This window comes from Paenibacillus sp. FW101-FHT12H11 (genome assembly GCF_058790355.1).
The window spans coordinates 330,636-352,006 of the sequence record NZ_JBYTCO010000004.1; the positions used below are offsets into that span (position 1 = coordinate 330,636).

The 21,371-nt window shown below is 50.4% G+C and carries 17 protein-coding genes; 7 read left to right on the top strand and 10 right to left on the bottom strand.

All coding sequences use genetic code 11. The annotated features are described in order from the left end of the window. Positions 1–3 precede the first annotated feature (3 nt). Positions 4–981, bottom strand: a complete 978-nt coding sequence (locus tag AC3WTJ_RS14990) for an HD domain-containing protein (protein ID WP_492522450.1) — start codon at positions 979–981, stop codon at positions 4–6. 493 nt (positions 982–1,474) lie between these two features. Here AC3WTJ_RS14990 and gltB point away from each other — a divergent pair, with 493 nt between their 5' ends. Beyond that, the gene (gene gltB / locus AC3WTJ_RS14995) at positions 1,475–6,067 is read left to right on the top strand and encodes a glutamate synthase large subunit (protein WP_492522451.1); all 4,593 of its coding nucleotides are present in this window, start codon (positions 1,475–1,477) and stop codon (positions 6,065–6,067) included. 68 nt (positions 6,068–6,135) lie between these two features. Next, positions 6,136–7,620, top strand: a complete 1,485-nt coding sequence (locus AC3WTJ_RS15000) for a glutamate synthase subunit beta (protein ID WP_492522452.1) — start codon at positions 6,136–6,138, stop codon at positions 7,618–7,620. Between the two features lie 588 nt (positions 7,621–8,208). Here AC3WTJ_RS15000 and AC3WTJ_RS15005 read toward each other — a convergent pair. Further along, positions 8,209–8,334: a hypothetical protein gene (locus tag AC3WTJ_RS15005; RefSeq protein ID WP_492522453.1), complete on the bottom strand. Its 126-nt coding sequence runs from the start codon at positions 8,332–8,334 to the stop codon at positions 8,209–8,211. 153 nt (positions 8,335–8,487) lie between these two features. Between AC3WTJ_RS15005 and AC3WTJ_RS15010 the strand changes: the two genes are divergently transcribed. Then, a complete protein-coding gene (locus tag AC3WTJ_RS15010) occupies positions 8,488–8,958 on the top strand; it encodes a hypothetical protein (RefSeq protein WP_492522454.1) in 471 nt (156 codons plus the stop codon). 162 nt (positions 8,959–9,120) lie between these two features. On the opposite strand, the gene AC3WTJ_RS15015 is transcribed toward AC3WTJ_RS15010, so the two are convergent. Both AC3WTJ_RS15015 and AC3WTJ_RS15020 read right to left on the bottom strand, forming a co-directional pair. Next, positions 9,121–9,813 carry a response regulator gene (locus tag AC3WTJ_RS15015; protein WP_492522455.1) on the bottom strand — a complete coding sequence of 231 codons (693 nt, stop codon included), beginning with the start codon at positions 9,811–9,813 and terminating at the stop codon, positions 9,121–9,123. 93 nt (positions 9,814–9,906) lie between these two features. After that, positions 9,907–11,115: a sensor histidine kinase gene (locus AC3WTJ_RS15020; protein ID WP_492522456.1), complete on the bottom strand. Its 1,209-nt coding sequence runs from the start codon at positions 11,113–11,115 to the stop codon at positions 9,907–9,909. Between the two features lie 137 nt (positions 11,116–11,252). Between AC3WTJ_RS15020 and AC3WTJ_RS15025 the strand changes: the two genes are divergently transcribed. Together AC3WTJ_RS15025 and AC3WTJ_RS15030 are read left to right on the top strand one after the other, a co-directional pair. Then, the gene (locus tag AC3WTJ_RS15025) at positions 11,253–12,188 is read left to right on the top strand and encodes an ABC transporter ATP-binding protein (protein WP_492522457.1); all 936 of its coding nucleotides are present in this window, start codon (positions 11,253–11,255) and stop codon (positions 12,186–12,188) included. Further along, positions 12,181–13,116 carry an ABC transporter permease gene (locus tag AC3WTJ_RS15030; protein ID WP_492522458.1) on the top strand — a complete coding sequence of 312 codons (936 nt, stop codon included), beginning with the start codon at positions 12,181–12,183 and terminating at the stop codon, positions 13,114–13,116. The genes AC3WTJ_RS15025 and AC3WTJ_RS15030 overlap by 8 nt, the downstream gene beginning before the upstream one ends. Positions 13,117–13,197: 81 nt before the next feature. On the opposite strand, the gene AC3WTJ_RS15035 is transcribed toward AC3WTJ_RS15030, so the two are convergent. From AC3WTJ_RS15035 to AC3WTJ_RS15045, 3 genes are all read right to left on the bottom strand, one after another. Further along, the gene (locus AC3WTJ_RS15035) at positions 13,198–13,932 is read right to left on the bottom strand and encodes an HAD family hydrolase (RefSeq protein WP_492522459.1); all 735 of its coding nucleotides are present in this window, start codon (positions 13,930–13,932) and stop codon (positions 13,198–13,200) included. 92 nt (positions 13,933–14,024) lie between these two features. Beyond that, on the bottom strand, positions 14,025–14,486 hold the full coding sequence (locus AC3WTJ_RS15040; RefSeq protein ID WP_492522460.1) for a bactofilin family protein: 462 nt from the start codon (positions 14,484–14,486) through the stop codon (positions 14,025–14,027). Between the two features lie 5 nt (positions 14,487–14,491). Beyond that, a complete protein-coding gene (locus AC3WTJ_RS15045; RefSeq protein WP_492522461.1) occupies positions 14,492–15,520 on the bottom strand; it encodes a M23 family metallopeptidase in 1,029 nt (342 codons plus the stop codon). A 201-nt stretch (positions 15,521–15,721) separates the two neighbouring features. Here AC3WTJ_RS15045 and AC3WTJ_RS15050 point away from each other — a divergent pair, with 201 nt between their 5' ends. Continuing rightward, positions 15,722–16,813: a ParM/StbA family protein gene (locus AC3WTJ_RS15050; protein ID WP_492522462.1), complete on the top strand. Its 1,092-nt coding sequence runs from the start codon at positions 15,722–15,724 to the stop codon at positions 16,811–16,813. A 46-nt stretch (positions 16,814–16,859) separates the two neighbouring features. Here the strand turns inward: AC3WTJ_RS15050 and AC3WTJ_RS15055 are convergent, their stop codons facing one another. Next, complete coding sequence (locus AC3WTJ_RS15055) at positions 16,860–18,239, bottom strand: GerAB/ArcD/ProY family transporter (protein ID WP_492522463.1); 1,380 nt, start codon at positions 18,237–18,239, stop codon at positions 16,860–16,862. Positions 18,240–18,313: 74 nt separating this feature from the next. On the opposite strand from AC3WTJ_RS15055, the gene AC3WTJ_RS15060 reads away from it, so the two are divergent. Continuing rightward, complete coding sequence (locus AC3WTJ_RS15060; RefSeq protein WP_492522464.1) at positions 18,314–18,436, top strand: hypothetical protein; 123 nt, start codon at positions 18,314–18,316, stop codon at positions 18,434–18,436. Positions 18,437–18,509: 73 nt separating this feature from the next. Here AC3WTJ_RS15060 and AC3WTJ_RS15065 read toward each other — a convergent pair whose 3' ends face one another. Together AC3WTJ_RS15065 and AC3WTJ_RS15070 are read right to left on the bottom strand one after the other, a co-directional pair. Then, entirely contained in the window at positions 18,510–19,685 is a 1,176-nt protein-coding gene (locus AC3WTJ_RS15065) for a Ger(x)C family spore germination protein (protein WP_492522465.1), read from the bottom strand. Continuing rightward, positions 19,672–21,351, bottom strand: coding sequence for a spore germination protein (locus AC3WTJ_RS15070; RefSeq protein ID WP_492522466.1), 1,680 nt, complete (start codon positions 21,349–21,351; stop codon positions 19,672–19,674). Before AC3WTJ_RS15070 ends, AC3WTJ_RS15065 begins: the two co-directional genes overlap by 14 nt. Between the last annotated feature and the right edge of the window lie 20 nt (positions 21,352–21,371).

Genomic DNA, 21,371 nt, shown 5'->3' on the forward strand with positions numbered 1-21,371 from the left:
TGACTATATGTTAAAAAAATAAGTAGCTGAAAGAGATTGAAGCTCTTCTAATTTCACGGCGGCCTGGAAACTTGTTTCCGAAGCCGGTTTGTCGCCGATCAGCGGCTGTTTCTTGTATATTTTACGAATATTGACTTCTATACTGCCTTTCACAGGCACTTCCGTAATTTGAATGCGATGGGGTTCGTACATTAAAACATGCATCGTGTCCTTAGCCACCGGGTTTGCACTTTGCAACAGCTCCTGAATGAGCTCATGATCCAAAAGGGATGGAAGTTTTTCTTTCATACCCGGGTTCGTTTCACAGTGATGAGCCACCGCTTTGGCGAGCAGCGCATCCATGGCAAGGAAGGGAGGGCTAAGGAAAATACGGTGGTCCTCCACGACCGCATGAATCAGCGCAGCCGCCGTTTCTTCATCTGTTTCTATATAATTGCCGCGAAGGCGCAGCTTACGGACGAGTTCGGAAGGCGGCATGAGCTGCTGCCCGGCATAGTGCGTATCCCGCAAAAAACTGTCCAGATGATCAAGGCCCATCAAGGAAGTTTTGTTCGTCAAAGGGCTGTCCTGATTCAAAATGGATACAATCGCTGCTGGAGAGATGCCATGTTCAGTCAGGATGTCGGCAATGGTTCCGTTCAGGATCAATCGCTCTGTATGTTGATGGTGGTCATACCCGAGTGTACGTTCCACCGCATGCGAAAAGGGCAAATGGCCGATGTCATGCAAAAGTGCAGCTATGCGAAGCAAAGGCTCGTCCGGGCAAAAATGGGCCATCAAGGACCACACACCAACTGTGTGCTCGAACCGTGAATGGGTCATTGGCGAAAAAAGCGCGGAAGCTCCGAAGTGATGCAAAAACTTCAAACGGCGTACCGGCTGCGATCGGAAAAGCTGGACTTCAACCGGATGGGCTGGTATATGCCACTTATAAAGGGGCTCCCAAATCATCCCAGTCGAAAAAGTATGCTGTAGACTCAAAGCAGCGTTCCTCCTAGGCTGTGGAATCTGGATGTATATTTCATTTCAGCGCATTAGCTATCATAGCATGAAACATAGAAAGTTCGCTATCATGAGCGTATGAAAAGGCAGCGTAAAACATGCACGGCAAACTGCGGATGCTTCGTTCTTGCGGCGCCGGGCGGTGGCAGATGAGCTTGTTAATTATGGGCGGAATCACGGTTTAAGTTGGAGTTCCTCCATTGAAAAATGAAGCGGACAAGGATACTTAGCCGTCACTTCCTTTTTTTAGGACTATCTTATAAAAATATTAAAATGAAAACCTTTACATTTAGATTGAACTATACTATTTCTGGTGTTAATATAATATAAAAAATATTGAGACTATTTCACCAATTTGTACTATTCAATATATTTCGGTGAAATAGGCGTCACCATGTTTCGACAATTTAATACTTTAAAGCGTACATTGGACAAAGTGTGTCCAAAAACCAGAAAAGAAAGGTTGCACAACATGACCAAAAACGGGTTACCTCCCAAGCAAGGATTGTACGATCCTCAGTTCGAGCGTGATGCCTGCGGTATTGGCTTTGTAGCGAATATTAAAGGTGTTAAATCGCATGAAATCGTCAAGCAAGCGCTTCGTGTACTTTGCAATTTAGATCATCGCGGTGGTCAAGGCAGTGAGCAGAACACAGGCGACGGAGCGGGAATTTTAATGCAAATTCCGGACGCGTATCTCCAAATTGCTTGTGCGGAGGAGAACATCAAGCTTCCTGCAGCAGGTCACTATGGTGTAGGTATGGTCTATTTGCCTCAAGATCTGGAGGCGCGCCAAGCATGCGAGAAAATCATTGAGCGCATTGTCAGCGAGGAAGGTCAGCAATTCTTAGGTTGGCGAACTGTTCCTACGGATAACAGCTCACTTGGAGAATCCGCGCAGTCGGCAGAACCTTTCGTACGCCAGGTATTTATTGGAGAAAGTTCGGATGTGGCGAGCAATCTCGATTTTGAACGGAAGCTATATGTCATACGTAAACTTTCTGAAAACGCTATCAAGTCATCGCTTCAGGATGCGCAATTTTACTATTCTAGCTTGTCTAGCCGAACAATCGTTTATAAAGGGATGTTGACGCCTAAGCAAGTCGACGCTTACTATGTGGAGCTGCAGGACGAGAAGGTTGAGACCGCGCTTGCGCTCGTTCACTCCAGGTTCAGTACGAATACATTCCCAAGCTGGGAGCGTGCGCATCCCTACCGCTATCTGATTCATAACGGTGAAATCAACACGCTGCGTGGAAATGTGAACTGGATGTATGCACGTCAGGCGATGTGCGATTCGGAACTGTTTGGCGAAGACTTCAAACGCATTCTTCCTATTATTGATACCGACGGATCGGATTCGCAAATGTTCGATAATACGCTTGAGTTTCTCATGCTTTCAGGACGTTCGCTGCCGCATGCGGCGATGATGATGGTGCCCGAGCCTTGGTCCAAACATGAGTCGATGGACGATGCCAAAAAAGCGTTCTACGAATACCACAGCACACTCATGGAGCCGTGGGACGGACCGGCAGCCATTGCCTTCACGGATGGCAGTCAGATCGGCGCTATCCTTGACCGTAACGGACTGCGTCCATCGCGTTACTATGTTACTACGGATGATTTCATCGTTTTGGCCTCAGAAGTTGGCGTCTTGGACATTGAGCCTGAGCGGATTTTGTACAAAGATCGCCTTAGACCGGGGCGCATGCTGCTTGTTGATACCGTAGCAGGCCGCATTGTAGCCGACGAAGAAATTAAAAGCGGCATTGCTAGCGAGCAGCCTTATCGCGATTGGCTGAACGAGCATCTTGTGTCACTCGAGGATTTGGACGATGCGCCTATCGTGCTTGGTTCCGATCATGACACGGTCTTGCAGCGTCAGCAAGCTTTTGGATACACATTTGAGCAGCTGCGTAAAATCCTTGAGCCTATGGCCAAAACTGGCGTAGACCCTATCGGATCTATGGGTACGGATGCTCCGCTTGCCGTGTTGTCCGACCGGCCGCAACTGCTGTACAACTACTTTAAACAATTGTTCGCACAGGTCACGAATCCACCGATCGATGCGAACTTCGAAGAGATCATCACAGCCCAGGGCACAACGATCGGGCCAGAGCGCAACCTCATAAGCCCTGAGCCGGCGAGCTGCCGTCAAATTCGGTTGAAAACACCGTTCCTCTCCAATGAAGAATTGGCGAAGCTGCGTCATATTCAGCGTGACGGCTTTAAGACGGTAACACTGCCTACCTTGTTCGAGGCTGCTCAAGGCACTGCAGGCTTGGAAAGCGCGATGCAAGCTCTTTATGCTGCTGCAGACGGGGCGATCCAAGATGGCGCTTCCTTGTTAATTCTTTCGGATCGCGGCGTGGACGGGCAAAAAGCACCGATTCCGGCGCTGCTGGCAACGTCAGGATTGCATCACCATCTGATTCGCCAAGGGACACGAACCAAAGTCAGCTTGCTTGTCGAATCGGGCGAACCGCGCGAAGTGCATCACTTTGCATTGCTGCTTGGCTATGGCGCAGGTGCGATCAATCCGTATTTGGCTTTGGAAACGTTAGATGACATGATCAGACGCAATCAGCTTGTGGGGATTGATCATGACAAAGCAACTTATAACTACATCAAGGCAGTGACTAAAGGCGTCGTGAAGGTTTTGGCGAAAATGGGCATCTCCACAATCCAAAGTTATCGTGGGGCGCAAATTTTCGAAGCGATCGGCCTCAGTCAAGAGCTTGTTGATGCGTATTTTACTTGGACCTATACACCAGTTGGCGGTGTAGGTATCGATGTTGTGGCTAAGGAAGCGGTGCTCCGCCACCAGCGTGCTTTTTCTGAGCAGGAGGGACGCGATAAGGTGCTCGATACCGGCGGTGATTTGCAGTGGCGCCGAGATGGGGAAGACCATTTGTACACACCGGAAACGGTGCATGCTCTTCAATCGGCGGTTCGTACGAACAATTACGCCCAGTATAAGAATTTTGCGAAGCTCATCAAGCGCGAAGATGAGAAATATATGGCTTTGCGCGGGCTGCTGACTTTCAAGGCAGGCCGCGGGCCGATTCCGATCGAAGAGGTGGAGCCGATCGAGTCGATTTTTAAGCGCTTCAAGACGGGAGCCATGTCTTACGGCTCCATCTCCAAAGAAGCGCATGAGACGATTGCGATCGCGATGAACCGCATCGGCGGCAAGAGCAACACCGGCGAGGGCGGCGAGCATCCGGAGCGTTTCACGCCGGATGCGAACGGCGACCTGCGCCGCAGCGCGATCAAGCAGGTGGCGTCCGGCCGCTTCGGCGTCACAAGCCATTATCTCGTCAATGCCGACGAGATTCAGATCAAGATGGCGCAGGGCGCGAAGCCCGGCGAAGGCGGCCAGCTTCCGGGCACCAAGGTGTACCCTTGGGTGGCCGAGGTTCGCGGTGTTACGCCAGGTGTAGGCTTGATTTCGCCGCCGCCGCATCACGATATTTATTCGATCGAGGATCTCGCAGAGCTGATCCACGATCTCAAGAATGCCAACCCGCGCGCACGTATCAGCGTTAAGCTGGTATCCGAGGTTGGGGTTGGCACCATCGCCGCCGGCGTAGCCAAAGGGAAAGCGGACGTCGTCCTTATTTCCGGCTACGACGGAGGAACGGGCGCGTCGCCGCAGACGAGTATTCGTCACGCGGGACTGCCTTGGGAGCTCGGTCTTGCGGAAACGCATCAGACGCTCGTGCTCAATGACCTGCGCAGCCGTATCACCGTCGAGACGGACGGCAAGCTGATGACAGGGCGCGACGTGGTCGTAGCTGCGCTGCTCGGCGCCGAGGAGTTCGGCTTCGCGACGACTCCGCTGATTACGATTGGCTGCGTGATGATGCGCGTGTGCCATCTGGATACTTGTCCGGTTGGGGTGGCTACGCAAAATCCGGAGCTGCGCAAGAAATTTGCCGGCGATCCGCAGCATGTTGTGAATTTCATGACCTTCATCGCGCAGGATGTGCGTGAGCTGATGGCCGAGCTTGGCTTCCGAACCATGGAGGAAATGGTTGGCCGGACCGATGTGCTTGAGTCCAAGCAAGCTGTGGCGCACTGGAAAGCCAAAGGCGTTGATTTATCGCCGCTTCTGCATCAGCCGAATGTCGGCGAGAATGTGGGCCGATTCTGCCAAATGCCGCAGGACCACGGCTTGGATCGCTCTTTGGATGTTACGAAGCTGCTTGAGATTTGCGAACCTGCGATTGAGCGTAAGGAACATGTGCATGCGAGCATGGACATCGCCAATACGAATCGCGTTGTCGGCACGATTGTCGGCAGTGAAGTCACTCGCCGGCATGGCGTAGAGGGCTTGCCTCATGACACGATTCGCCTTCACTTTAACGGCTCGGCGGGCCAGAGTTTCGGTGCTTTCGTGCCGAAGGGGGTTACGCTCTCGCTGGAAGGCGATGCCAACGATTATGTGGGGAAAGGGTTATCCGGCGGCAAGCTGGTCATTTTCCCGCCTGCCCAATCTGCTTTTGTCCCGGAAGAGAACGTAATCATTGGAAACACTGCTTTCTATGGAGCTACGGATGGTGATGCGTACATTCGAGGGATTGCCGGCGAGCGTTTCTGTGTAAGAAACAGCGGTGTGCGGGCAGTTGTCGAAGGCGTAGGCGATCATGGCTGTGAATATATGACAGGCGGGCGAGTTGTTGTGTTAGGATCGACCGGCCGTAACTTTGCGGCAGGGATGTCAGGCGGAATTGCCTACGTGCTGGATGAGAAAGGCGATTTTGCCGACAAGGTTAACAAAGAGATGATCCATCTTGAGCAGGTGGAAGAAGCTTTTGAAATGAACGAACTGAGAACGATGATTCAGCATCATGCGACATTTACGGATAGCAGCGTTGCCCACCGCGTCATACAGCACTGGGATGAATACGTTTGGAAGTTCGTGAAGGTGATACCGAAGGACTACAAGCGGATGTTTGATGCCATCGAGAAGGTGAAACGATCCGGGCTTGGCCAGCAAGAGGCCATCATGGTTGCTTTTGAGGCAAATATGCGGGATGTTTCCCGTGTCGGTGGAAACTAACGAATCGGAGCAGAAGCGTACGACGTAAGTTTTGCTGAAGCAAAACTCTTGGGAGGGACTAAACGTTCATGGGTAAACCAACCGGTTTTATAGAACATCGCCGTGAAGTGGCAACCGAAGCTGCTCCGCTGGTCCGTATCGGCCATTGGAAAGAGTTCGCGACACCGCTGACGGATGATAAATTGCAGACGCAAGGTTCAAGATGTATGGATTGCGGCATTCCGTTTTGCCACACAGGAGCTTTGATCAGCGGCATGGCTGCCGGCTGTCCGGTCAATAATCTCATTCCGGAGTGGAATGATCTCGTGTATCGCGGACAATGGCGGGAAGCGCTCGATCGTCTGCACAAAACGAATAACTTCCCGGAATTCACGGGACGTGTATGTCCGGCGCCATGTGAGGGCTCCTGTACAGTAGGTCTCAAAGACACGCCGGTTACGATCAAAAGCATCGAGAAAGCCATTATTGATAAAGGCTTCACAGAAGGCTGGATCCGGCCGGAGCCGCCTGAAGTGCGTACAGGCAAAAAGGTTGCCGTCGTAGGCTCGGGCCCATCCGGGCTTGCTGCCGCAGCTCAGCTGAACAAAGCCGGGCACTGGGTGACGGTGTTCGAGCGTGCGGACCGCGTGGGCGGACTGCTGATGTACGGCATCCCGAACATGAAGCTGGACAAAAAGTACGTCCAGCGCCGTGTAGACCTGCTTGAAGCAGAGGGTGTCACGTTCATTACCTCCGCGCACGTCGGGGTGAACTATCCGATCGAGAAGCTTCAAGAGGAATTCGATGCCATCGTGCTGTGCGGCGGAGCCACCAAGGGCCGAGACCTTCCGATTGAAGGCCGTGAGCTTGGCGGCATCCACCTGGCGATGGAGTTCCTCAGCAAGAACACGAAAAGCTTGCTGGATTCCGAACATGCCGACGGTGAATTTATTTCCGCGGAAGGCAAGGACGTTATCGTCATCGGTGGCGGTGATACGGGGACGGACTGTGTAGGCACTTCTTTGCGCCACAAGTGCAAAAGCGTAACACAGTTCGAGATCATGCCGAAGTCCCCGGAGACGCGCCCGGCGAATAATCCTTGGCCGGAGTGGCCGAAGGTCCTCAAGGTGGACTACGGTCAGCAAGAGGCTGCTGCGGTTCAAGGCCAGGACCCGCGCCAGTACTTAATCAACACGAAGAAATTCGTGGGAGATGAGCACGGCAACTTGAAAGAGCTGCACACGGTGCTGATCGAGTGGCAAAAGAACGAGAAGGGCGCGTTCGTCCCTGTGGAAGTGCCCGGCAGCGAGAAGGTGTATCCAGCGCAGCTGGTCCTGATCGCGATGGGCTTCACAGGACCGGAGAACACGGTGCTGGATCAGCTTGGCGTCGCCAAAGACGAGCGCTCCAATGCGAAAGCGGAATACGGCAAGTTTGCGACGAGCGTGGAAGGCGTTTTTGCCGCAGGTGACATGCGTCGCGGGCAAAGTCTTGTCGTCTGGGCGATCAATGAGGGGCGTGCGGTGGCTCGCGAGGTTGACCGTTATTTGATGGGTTCGTCGAATTTGCCATAGGATGGTAAATGTAGAAAGGAAGGCCCCTTGGTTTAGGCTTGGGGCCTTCCTTTTTGTATGTTGAGCTGAGCACTCCACCCCATGAAGGGTGTGCTGCTATGGATTGAGCGGTTCCACCCTGGTAAGGGAGCGGAACGGAACGACGGGGCTCTATTTCATCGAAATAGGCTCCTTTTCGCGCGGAGGGGAACTGTGGGCTGCTATTTGTCCGTTTTCCTAAAGAAAACGTGGTTAGGCGGTCAAATAAAGCCCTGTAGTTCCGCTTGAACGCGAAAACGGGTTGAACGGGCTAGAATAGTGGCCTGTAGTTCCTCAAGGTTATCTCGTTGGCTAACTTAACAAGCGTATCGATATGAGGTTACCCCAACCCATCCGCCAAGTGTCTCTGTCCCCTATGTCTAACGGACTGAGCCGACCTTATTTCCCGTATTTCGGCCGGATACAAGTTCTAACGGACTCAGGAGACGCTAACAGCCTTGTATTAGCTTAATCCTGCTCTAAAATTCACAGTTAACGCCCGCCCAGTCCGTTAGTTCCAAATAGGATGCCGAATCTCTAAAGTAACGGCTTCTGAGTCCGAACCGCCGCCTACTGAAACCGCCGAATCGCCGGCACATAAAGCACACTGGCGACAATGGCCAGGCCGATCGAAGCGAACATCGTGATGGTGATCACGCCGCGTGGTTTCTTTTTGAGTGGCGCATCAATGTGCATAGGAACATGCCCCTTCTGTTAATTCCTTAGGTTGAGTAGATTGCAGCTAATCAAAAAGGTGAACAATTCGTGAGCATCATGTACAATAGAGGGAACAGGTTAACGTTGGACGAGCACGGACGCCTAGAATCGAACCGGAATTGGAGGAAGCACATGAAGAAAGAGGATCTCATAAAGGCGGCAGAACTTTATGCGCTTCTGGCCGAGAATGGCGAGGGCACTCTCGAGTTTGATGCGGATGAGCCTATAGGAACGCAGCATGTGATTGCTCTTCAAAAAGCAGTCTTGCTGCTCTCAAGGCAGGTCGCCGATCTTCAATCTCAGCTTCATGAGCACCTTGAGCTCCATAACAAGCAGCAGGAACAGCTGCTTCGGCAAATGAATCACCAGATGGAGCATAAGCTCTATGAACAGATCATTCACCGGGTTGCCGGAAGACAGGACGCCTCGGTGGAAGAGGAACGGACAGAGCTTCAGGATGTTGGAGCAACGCCATCAACAGCATTGGCTCTAATTACGGAAGAGCCGTCACCGGTGGAGCAGCAGCCTACTTATTCCCGTGTGAAAAGTTACCGTAAGATCCGCAAGAGAAAAAAGGGATTTCTGGAGAGACTTTTTGAATAGTGATAAGCGGTTTGTGTATCGCTTATGGATCAGTCGGTTGCGGTGCTCGCGGTTAGCTTGAGCGACGAATCTCAGCAACAGGTCCCGCCGGCACGTTCCCAAGCAAACACAACAGCGATACAAGATTCACTCTTGTATCGCTGTTGTTCGCTTTTAAGCGGTTTAAATCATACCTTCCTCATGCGCCTTCTTGGAAGCCTGCACGCGGTCTCGCACGTCCATTTTGGAGTAGATGCTCGAAATGTAATTTTTCACTGTACCTTCGGACAGGAAAAGCTTTTCGGCAATCTCCCGGTTGTTCAGCCCGTCAGCGATGCAGTGCAGCACCTGCACTTCGCGCTCGCTCAGTCCGTAAGCGTCAGTGCGAGCCGGCTCCTCGCTGGCCGGTCTTGAAACCTCCGTATCGCGAACGGTTGGCTCAGCAGCGCCTTTGGCTTGCTGGACGAGCATTCTCGCGATATCCTGCGGGATGAGGGTGCCGCCTTGATGCACCCATTTGATGCCGGCGGCCAAATCCTTCGGATGAATGGCCTTGAGCAGATAACCTTCCGCTCCCGCTCCCAAGGCGTCGACGACGTAGGTGATCTCCTGGAAGGTAGTTAGGATAATGACACGGATTTGCGGCCAATTCTCCTTAATTTTTCGCGTTGCTTCGACCCCGTCCATAACGGGCATATGAATGTCCATCAGGACGACATCAGGGTGATGCTCTTCGCACTGCTGGATGGCGATATGGCCGTTCTCGGCCAAGCCTACGACTTCAATGTCCGGGTCCATGCCCAGCACAATGTGGAGGCTTTCTCGTATTAAATCCTGGTCGTCGACCAGGAGCAGTTTCAGCGGGACGTGGTTCATACGGGACTCCTCCTAGCGTAACTTGAGCGTATCTTGCTTGTGTGTTGTTAGGCATATTGTATCATCGACTGCTAGCAGCTTGGAAGAAAGCTTTTAAAAAGAAGGCAAACGCTTAGCGGGAATGAAACATTCGACAACGGTTCCTTGACCGACGGTTGAACTTACCTGTAACGTTCCTTGCAGCGCAAAGATCCGTTCCTGCATGGCATTAATCCCGAAGCCGACTTTAAGCTGCTCGGTGCCGATGCCATCATCTTCGATGCGGATACCGACCCCATCATCCACATAATTGAGCTTGATTTCGACGGTGGTGGCGCGGCCATGCCGTTTGGCATTCGTTAAGGACTCCTGGAGACAGCGAATGAGTGAAAGCTTGGTTTGTTTCGGAATCTCAAATTCCTCCCCGACCGTCGTGAACCGGATCTGGGTGCCGGTATGGAGGGCGAACTCGTTAGCCAGCCTCGTTAATTGCTGCGAGAGCAGCATATCGCCCTCTTTGGGCACCATTTGATGAATGCTGCGCCGCACTTCTTCCAACCCGTTGCGGGTTACACCCCGCAGGACGTCCAGCTTTTCTTTGGCTTTGTCAGGCGCAGCCTCTATTAAATAGGAGACAGCGTCCATGCCCATGATGACGGAGGTAAAGGTGTGCCCGACGGTATCGTGCAGCTCGCGAGCCATCCGATTGCGTTCCTCCAGCAGAGTCAACTGCTCGATTTGGTTGGCGTACTGCTCTAAGGCATTATTTTGCTCATGAATAAGATAGTATTGTCGTTGATTTTCCGCTAAAAGCTTTTCCGTCTTCTCATTAGAGGTGACAACTCTCTGCAAGCTAAGGCCGATCGCGAAAAACAACACCGCATTCAGGATGATGCTGAACAGCTCGCTAACACCCATATCCATATCCCGATGAAGGACCAGGAAATAGGCAACAGGCATTGCGACAAGCGAGATTGGGGCGGCCCACCAAGCATTTTTTCGATCCGTAAGGAATCCAATGACCATTAATGGGCAATTAATAGTAAGGTAGGCATCTTCTTGCATCCAAGATAGATAGATTTGTAGAGGAATACCTGTTAGCAATACGGAAATCGGGTACATGGTTGTGTTAATGTAAGTAGGTCTCCAAAATAAAAAAGGAATACCATATGATAGAAGCAGGGCTAAGATGGTTAAAAAGATATTACTGTGCTCGTTTTCGTTCATATGGAGCAGCGCGTAAAGCAGGCCAAGCAGTACAGAGCCGGTCAAAACGATAAATAAGGACCACTCCACGCCATGCCACGGTCTTCTTTGGATCATAGAGGAACTCCTTCTAGGTAAAATCGTATAAGATCATTGTACATAATTGTTGGGAAAATCCATAGTGAGCGCAGTCATATTGTCAACAGCATTCAGGTATGACTCTTATGACTTATAGCGGTAAGGAGCGATTTAAGATGGCGGCAACAGTCCAGGATCAATCACCGATTGTACAAATTGAGCGGATAACCAAACGAATCGGTACGAAGACGATTATTGATCAATTAACGTTCGACGTCCCACGAGGGGAAGTTTTTGGATTTCTAGGACCGAATGGGGCCGGTAAAACAACAACGATCCGAATGATGGTCGGACTCATGTCGATCACGGAAGGAGATATTCGGATTGGCGGTTATTCGATTCGGACGCATTTTGAACAAGCGATTCGCCATGTCGGCGCGATTGTTGAAAATCCGGAAATGTATAAGTTTCTGAGCGGCTATCACAATTTGGTCCATTACGCCAGAATGTTTCCGGGAATAGGAGAGGACCGCATTGAAGAGGTCATTGAGCTTGTAGGTATGGAAAACCGGATTCATGATAAGGTGAAAACCTACTCTTTGGGCATGCGCCAAAGGCTCGGTATTGCGCAGGCCTTGCTGCATAAGCCGGATGTGCTGATCCTGGACGAGCCTACGAACGGCCTGGATCCAGCCGGCATTCGCGAGCTGCGCGATCATTTGCGCAAGTTGACGCGCGAGGACGGCATCTCGGTTATTGTATCCAGTCACCTGCTGGCTGAGATGGAGCTCATGTGCGACCGGGTTGCCATTATACAAAACGGGAAGTTAGTTGATGTTAGGTTGATCAAAGAGTACACCCAGACGGACTGCAAGCTCCATGTGGCTTTTGAAGTGTCATCGCCGGATAAGGCATTGGCTTTGGCAGCTGAACATGCTGTGAAGGCTGAGGCGGATGGCGATGAACTGATCCTGATGCTGGATAAGGAAGAAACCGCTCTATGGAACAAACGATTTGTAGAGGCAGGCATTGCGGTTTACGGAATCCGTACGGCAACGAAGTCGCTGGAGGATCAATTCTTAGAGATGACGGGGAGTGATCCGATTGCTTAATTTAATCCAGAATGAACAGATGAAAATTTATCGCAGGCTGCGTACTTGGATATTGGGATTGCTGCTGATCGTTATTGTCGTCTTGGCTGGTCTCGTTTATCATCCGGGTACTGACGCAGGCGATAAATGGAAGGTTAGTGCTGTAGAGACGATTGAGCATAATAAGAAAGAGCTGGAAAACAACGATCTCCCGGACAAATTCAAACAAGAGATGAAGGAAGAAATCGCGCTTCAACAATACATGCTGGACCATAATTTCCCGCCAACGGAGAACACGCTCTGGGGCGGAGTCAGTAGGGCCTCTGGCATAATCCTCGTAGTGACACTGTTTACCGTCATTATTGCCGGTGATATGGTGGCCGGTGAATTCACTTGGGGAACGATCAAGCTGCTGCTTATTCGTCCGGCGAGCCGGGCCAAAATTCTTCTCTCCAAATATATAACAACGCTCCTGTTTGCTGTGACCCTGTTGATTGTCTTGTTTATCACGGCTCTCATTGTCAATGGGTTCCTGTACGGCTTCCAGAACCTTGGAATTCCTCACCTGAGAGTGGATGCAGGGGGGCAAGTGCATGAAGGGAGCATGCTGGTGTTTACGCTAGCTACTTATGGGCTGAAGCTGATTGAGCTCGTGATGATTGTTACGCTGGCGTTTATGATCTCGACCGTATTCCGAAGTGCCTCTTTGGCCATCGGTATCAGTATCTTCATCATGTTCGCCGGGCAGATCATTACCATGCTTCTCTTAAGATACAGCTGGGGCAAATACTTCCTTTTTGCCAATACGGATCTTACCCCCTACTTAAAGGGTCAGCCGCTTGCGGAAGGCATGACACTTGGATTTTCCATTGTCGTTCTGGTTGTCTACTATTTACTGTTCATTCTGCTTTCCTGGGAAATATTCCGCAGACGCGATGTAGCGGCATAAGCAATTAAGGCTACCCTAAGAAAAGGCTGCCCCTTGGTCAATTAATGACTTTGGGACAGCCTTTTTGCGTTAGCGTCTTATTTATTTCTTGATATACGATTGAATAGTGGTTGGAACTTCTTGCAAGGAACCGAGCTGGTAGAAAGCTCCTTGAGGCTTGATATCGATCGTTCCTGTGTTGTAAGCCCAGTCCTGTTCGACAGGAATGTGGATGGAGTGGATCCCCGCATGGAGGGCAGGCAGCACATCCGTTTTGACGGAGTTGCCGATCATCCACGTATGTTTGCGATCAAATCCCTGCTCATGCATAATCGTTTCCATAAATTCCTTGGTCTTATGCACCGTTACGAAGATTCTGTCGTGAAAATAGGTGTCCAGACTTAGGTCCTTGACCTTTTTCATTTGTATCGATGCATCGCCGCCTGTGTACAGGAAGAGCCGATGGCCATCATGCTGCAGCTGATCGAGCGTTTCGTTCATGAGCGGATAAGGTTCGACCGTGTATTCATACACGGTATGACCTAACTGCATCAGCCATGATTCTTCTTTGACGCTCATTATCCGGTTGAAGTGCCTGCTAAACCATTGATACGTTTCAACAAATGACTTGGGAAAACGATCGGGCATGAAGCCATGGATATGAATGCCGGCGAGATCAATTTGGAGCTGTTTTTGTTTAATGTCTTGCGCGTTAAGCCCATGTCCGGAAAACCAGGTCAACATGAGATCAACGAACTGGTCAATGACGACGTCAAAATATTTATTGCAATGGACTAATGTATCATCAAGATCAAAAAGTATCGTTTGTTCTTTCATAGGCGCTGTCTCCTGCAGTTAGAAATGAATTTCCAACCATTATACCATGCTCTTATCTCCTCTCCTAGGGGCAGCTTTGATGATCCATTTGCTTACATCGCAATGGTATTTCCTTTGTAAGTGCCATTTGTAGTGGAAGCAGGAGGATTCATATGGCTATCCGGCTCGTTTTTTGGCTGAGGTTGAGATGCTGGAACAGCGGATGTTGTTTCCATTTTGCTGTTTCCTTGGAATTGCCCGCCTTCTTCAATAATAAAGGAAGCAGCGCTAATATTGCCATGCAGTGAGCCTGTTGACGTTATGGTCAGTTTGCCTTTGGTGGTAATGTTGCCATGGACATTCCCTGCCAGAATGACATCTCTGGCTGAAACATTGGACTTCACAACGCCGCGTTCCCCGATGATGACATCCCCGGCACACTCGATATCCCCTGTAATCCCGCCTTCAATACGAATGCTAGCTTCGGATTTAATGCGTCCTTCAAAGGTGGTCCCTTCTCCAATCAACGTATCTGTCGTATTTGGATTCATAAGGTTTTTCTTGGATTTAAACATGGTGTCTAGTCATCCTTTCGATTCGCTTTGAGATATGGTTTAGGATCAATGCTTTCTCCATTTTTGAGCACTTCATAGTGAAGGTGCGGGCCAGTGCTGCGTCCTGTGGAACCAACTAGGCCTATGGTACTACCTTTGGTGATGTTGTCTCCATTGTTGACAAGAATTTTATTTAAATGCATATACCAAGTGCGCAGGCCCTTGGAATGCTCGATGACGATGTTATTGCCGTGGTAAATATCCTTGCCGGTGCTGACGACTTTTCCATCAGCGGTGGCGTAGACGGCATCATTCTCCCTGGCCCCGAAGTCAATGCCGGAGTGGAAGCTCGGGCTATGTGTGAAGGGGTCGGTTCTATAGCCAAACGTCGATGTGACGATCTTTACATTCGTCGGATACAGCGTTGGCGTTATAGCGAGCTGGTGTTGTTTATCGGCAACCTTTTGTTTCGTTTCGGTTAAACTGGTTTGCAGTTCTTTCACTTCGCTGTTCAGCGCTGTAAAAGAAGCGGATGTCTGCTCGCCGAGCTGCATAATAGCTTCCTGAGAAGCTGGATTGGGACTTCCGCCTATTCCGCTCGTGGCAACAGGGGGAGTCTGTTCCTTCGTAGATTTGTTTTGGCCAGATGCTGTCGCGCTGGCGACCGCTTTGCCGGTTTCGTTGGCATCGAGACCCGAGATGGATTTGAGATCATTCTCGAATTTTTTCATTTCTTCGACTTGCGATTTCATCTGCTCCGCTTGCTGGGACAGTTGAATGACTTCATTTTGCAGCTGTTCAATTGTTTTGTCTTTCGAGGTTAAGGTCGCGTTCCATTGCTGGCTAGCTCCGCTAAGTTTAGCCTGCAGCGCATTGGCTTTTTTCGTGGTTTGCGCGTGCAAGGCATACGTAATGAGGGTTATAAGGAGCAGCAGTGAAAAGCAGGCCGCTGCGATATAAGCGAATAAATGGGGTACTCGAAACCTGACGACCGATTGATTGGCATCCGGTATGATCACCAGCGTCAGTTTTTTGGGCTTCCATTTGAGCTTCATAAAGGCTAATTTGTCTCCTTATCGTGGTTGAATTTGGTAAAGTCTATCTAACAACATCATTCGTCATGATCCGATAAAAACCTTCCTTATACCTACTGGTCCTAGTCAAAATGAGTCGAAAGTAGGAAGGAATAGTGTCGGATATAATCGAATGTTCTTAACAATTACAGGAAAGACAGCAGATTTGGAGTGGAGGCACGCATGATTAAGCTTGCAGGTATTGATATTGGTAACGACAGCATTAAGCTGGTGCTCGATGGGTCCAGGGATCCTTTAGTCATCCCGAACATTATTGCGCCGGGTTACGAAAGGCACATTTTACAGGAAGAGGATTCCCCTTGGAAAGCGCTCGACGTCATGATTTACAGTCCCTCTCTTTCTCAAAGAAATCAGCGTTATTTCGTCGGTCAGCTTGCGCTGGAACACGAAGACAACCTGGAGCTGGAAGACACCGATAATAAAGCGGTTTCGGATCAATCCCTTATTGTCGCGCTTACTGCGCTGGCCTACCAAGGTCTCGCCACTCAAGCTTTCAACAGCGGTTACGGCGCCGTGGATGAAGTGGAGTACACGCTGGGAACGGGGTTGCCCGTTCGTGCATTTGCGAAGTACAGTCAACAATTCGAACAGAGATTACTTGGCGAGCATGAAGTCACGTTCCTATCCACGCCGCAATTCCATAACCGTAAAATTAAAGTATCCATTCGCAAAGTGGCTGTTTCCATTGAAGGAGCCGCAGCTATTTTCCATCTGGCCACCCACGACAGTTTAATGGTGAAGGACGAAGAAATTTACAACGGTTGTATCGGCGTTTGTGAAATTGGCGCATTAACGACGGATTTCCCTGTTATTAAACGGATGGCGATTGATAATCATTTCAGCCATGGCGAGCAAATTGGCATCGCTACGTATCTGGATGCGATCATTCGCGATGTGGAAGATGCTTACAGCTACGTGTTTCCAAGCCGAGCCAAGCTCGTGCAGCGTATTAAGCAACGCGATTTCACGATTCAATTGCTTGGCGAAGGTCAAGTTGACATCCGCCCGATCGTGGATCAGCACTTCCGGCGCGCAGCATTGCGCATGATCGAGATGATCAAGAAACGCTGGCGCAAATATCCTGACATTCAATGCTTCTATGTCATTGGCGGCGGCGCTTCAGCCTTGAGACCTTACATTCAAGAGGCGGCAGGTTCACTTAAATTACGTTTCGCGAACGATAGCGAATTCCTCAATATGCATGGCTACCTGAAGGTGGCCAAAAGTCGGTTAAACCAGGCAGCTCCTGTCTAAACCGAGCAAGCACCTGTGAATCGGGTGCTTTTTTTTATGCCCGCTTTCATTTGCCGGCTTCCACTTGTTTCAGTTGGCTCACCTCCATATAAGTCGTCAACGAGGCCAGCAGCATGCAGATGGCGAAAATGATGGCGCAGACGCTCCCGATGGCCGAATGGTATTTGCTGAACATAAGTCCTACCATCAAGCATAGAGCCGCAAGGATCATCAAGGCATTGCCTCCCCAAAGCCAATGCTTGTAGGATACCCGCTGACTGAGCTTTCCAATTTTCTGAGACGCTTGCACACCGGAATTCTGACTGCTTGGCGAGCTGTCTTTCGTATCGGCTGGATTGCCCAGCTTGCGTTTTTTTCGGGCGATAGCGATAACCATAATGACGATCACCAAGGGCTGATAGGCTAGCGCGAAAACTGGAGCGCTGTAGTTAGAGAACGCTAATAGATCTGTTGTGTTTCTGAAGGACAATAGCGTGGTCATCACAATGCACAGTGCAACAGGTTTGTTAATCGTCGGGTAGTTGCGTTTATCCAGGATGGCAGAGATACCTAGCAGAAGCGCCATATAGATCGTAATCATTTTACAAGCCACCGTTGGATACCAGATCATCAAGATGATGAGATCAACACGATCGAGAAAGTCCGTGACATGAATTGTTTGAACCAAATTGTAGATGGGATACAAGAAATTCCCGGGCATCTTGGGTCCAAGAACAACCAAGATCAGGAAAACCGCCATGGTGAGCAGGAAAATGCCAAGCAGGGAGCCATGTCGGATGGAAGACCTGACTTGGTTGGAATTGCTCATCATATGAAGAAAAGCCCCGAGAATGAAGATATCTCCTGCACTGCCGATCGTGAGTACAGAGCTTGCGGCAACATGCTGAATCGGCATGGTCATGGCAGGAGTAACAAGCTGCAAATATAACTCATTCGACAGCAAGAGCGGCATGCTTAGAACTGTAACGACAAAGAGAGGGTAGAATAAATCATTCACCCGGGCGATCACTTCCACGCTGCTTTTGCCGAAATAAATCAGCAGCAGGCAGGGCAACAGCGTTAATATTTCAAGTGGTGTATTGTGAAGCAGGAGCGTTGTACTAAACCTGGATACGGAAGAGATGTCGCGCATCACAATTTGCCAGAAATGAAATATCATAATTAGATTCACGATGGTACCGCCAACACGGCCCAACAATTCTTGTGTAATTTCAAAGATATGTTTTTGCGGATAATGTTTCGTGATGTAGCCAAAGAAGCTGGCCACCCCAAAAACATAGAACACAGAAGGCAAATAGCTGTACCAAGCATCCATCTGTGAGATACGGATCAGCACATTTTGCAAGGTGAGAATCCCTCCGCTTGTGATGACAGAAGAAGCTAACCAGGAGAGTTGCCGCTGATTGATCACTTGTTTTCGATCCATGGTGAATACCACCCTTTTCCCTTAATGCTTATCCCTCAGATGCCCAGTAATCTTGCAAACCAAGGGGAAACGGTATGAATAAAGAAACGCGAAGGCATAGGGACTTTCCAATGCAAGTACTTGCTGAAGAAGAGGCCCAGGGTGAGAAAAGTAAAAAAACCATAGGTTATCTTGATCGAGCCCTTCTCTTGCCTTAGCATCCTGCGATCGATAAGAAGTGAACCTGCCATCGTAATCAGAAAACATATCATGAATATGCGATCCAATAGGTTACATCCCTTCTTTAATAACATTTTTGTTGATCAGGCCGGTTTCTTCAATGGAAGCACTGACGTGAATGCGGAACTCCGCATCCTTGAAATAAGCTTCCCAGTTCGCTTCTATACCATTGTTCCACTCATACGGACGGCTTCGCCAAACAGTCAAACCGAGATGGGCAGAGTCCGTTCCTTCTTTTTGCATTTGCTTAACCGCCGCCTGAATGGACTTGATGATTTGTTCCGCAAATTGCTTCTCAACTTTCCGCATCACTTTGGCTTTGTTCAGATCCAGATTCGCTAGGTCTTCATTCACTGAGCCGTTGGCGTCGACGAGGATATCGAAGATGACCTTGTCTTGTTGAAGCTTAGGTTTGATCTGCGTTTGTCCTTTCGTCACAGTGATGGAAATCTTGTTGGCGTTTCCCTCTTCTGGCGGGAAGGAAACGAGATATTCCTTCACATGATTCCTCAGCCACATGAGCCCTTCTGCCTCGTGGTCCTTGTAAATGCCAACCAAGCGGTCGCCTTTAAATTGTCCATACCCAATCATTTGAATTTCATGGGAAGGTTCCTTGGAGGCTTGCGATTGTTTTGGTTCCAAATAAGTCAGGATTGGATCGCTGTTGAAGCTCAACGTAATGCCAATATCCTTGGTGGAAGTACCCAAGGACTGCCTGGATTTCGTCAGCTCCCGAATGACTTCAGCGGGAAACCGTTCGAATTTCGGCTCGGTGTTCAGCAGGTCATAGCCCTTGCCTTTGGTTATGACCAGGAAGGATGTCATCCGGCTTTCTGGCGAGCGTGGAACGGTGTCGAAGATCGCACCAATGCCTTTTTTGGCCAATTTCTCTCCAATTACGATCGTCCTCCGATGGGAGAGAAACAAACGGCGCGACATGCGCATCTGGAGCCTTGTGTTGGCTTCGTGAAACGTAGCTCCTACATCGGAGTCGATGTAGTAGCTCTTGCCGCCGGCGGTGCCTCCTCCTCCGCCGCTTGCACCGCCCATAGAACCGGGGAGAGGCAGCATGTAGGATACACGAAGTTTGCCGTCATCCTCCAAGTCGACGGCAGACGTGAGAACAAACGCGATGTCGTTGGTTTCCGTTCGATCCCAGCAGCCTGTCAGGCAGACAATTAGGAGGGGGAGCGGTAAGAGCTGGCATAGCCGTCTAGGATGAACCATTCTGATTGCCCTCCTCACTGGAGTGATGCTTATGCTGGATCGAGCTTCCGTCTAGGCCTCCGTCCTGCATGATCTGTTGGCTGAGTTTGTCATCCATGCGGTGAGCATCTTGAACGGGCAAGAATTCCGGACGTTTGGTAAGATCCCACCAAGGGGCACGAATGAATACATCCTTCATATCGCCCGAGGATAGCGGTCCGATAGGTGACAAGTAAGGCACGCCAAAAGAGCGGAGGTTCGCCATATGTCCGATTAAAATCATCAACGAGAAGAAGATCCCATAGAAGCCGAAGACCGCTCCCGCCAAAAGGATGGGGAAACGCAGCATACGAATGGCGATGGCGCCGTTAAAGCGCGGGATTGTGAAAGAGGCAATCCCGGTAATGGAAACAACGATAACCATTGGCGCAGAGACAATCCCGGCTTGCACGGCTGCCTGTCCTACGACCAGCGCCCCCAAGATGGAAACCGCAGAACCAACCGCTTTGGGGAGTCGGATGCCGGCTTCGCGCAGCGCCTCGAACGTTATCTCCATGATGAAGGCCTCTACGGCCGCGGGAAACGGTATGGCTTCTCTGGATGCCGCGACGCTCAGCATTAAGGTCGTTGGTAGTAGTTCTTGATGGAACGTCGTTATCGCGACATACAAAGCAGGTGTCGTCAGCGATAAAAAGACGAAAACATAACGAAGGAGCCTTAGGAGAGAGCCGATTTGGAACCGCTCATAATAATCCTCAGACGTCTGCATCGTTTGGATGAAAACAAAAGGCACGATGAGCGCAAACGGCGTGCCGTCCGTGAGAATGGCCACCCGTCCCTGCACCAAGGCCCCGGCCACAACATCAGGCCGCTCCGTATACTGCATCTGCGGGAAGGGGGAATACGCATTGTCTTGGATCAGCTCTTCAATCATGCCGGATTCCAGAATGGCATCGATCTTGATGAGCTCCAGCCGTTTGACCACTTCCTCGACAAGGGAGGGCATCGCCAAGTCATCCATGTAACAGATGACGAGATTGGTGTTGCTCTCTTTGCCGACGCACATGGATTTCATTTTCAGCCTGGGCGTCTTCAGCTTGCGGCGGATCATCGAGGTGTTCGTGCGAATGCTCTCCACGAACCCCTCCTTCGGTCCGCGCACGACGGTCTCCGTCTCCGGCTCTGCAACGGAGCGCTTTTCTGTTCCGCGGATGCCGAGCAGGATCGCCTTCGCGTTTCCTTCAACGAGCAGGGCGGCGTCCCCGCCCAGCACGGAAACGAGCAGGTCTCCGTAATTATCGGAGATCTGTGTTTGGGAGACGGGGAGAATGGCGTCTGCGATGCGCTGGACGGACGTCTCTCCGCCGCCAATCAGCATGAGCGACTTCATCGTGTCATTCAGCAGTTGGGTGTTCGTGAGCCCGTCAACGAATAACAGCAGTGCGGGGATGTTCGGCTCAATGTCAAATTGGCGAACGACGACATCGGAGCAGTCCTGGAAAATGGCTTTAATGAAGGCATGATTATCATCCAATAGCAAAGAGAGCGGTGTTTTCTTCAACTCTTCAATGAATTGATAGTCCAGCGAATCATGTAGACCTTTTTGCTCGCCACTGGAATCCTCCTGCTTGTTTGATGTGCGCTTGCGCAGGATGCTTTTCATCAATGGATTGGATGTTTTGACCATGCGAATGGCACCTCCCGCCA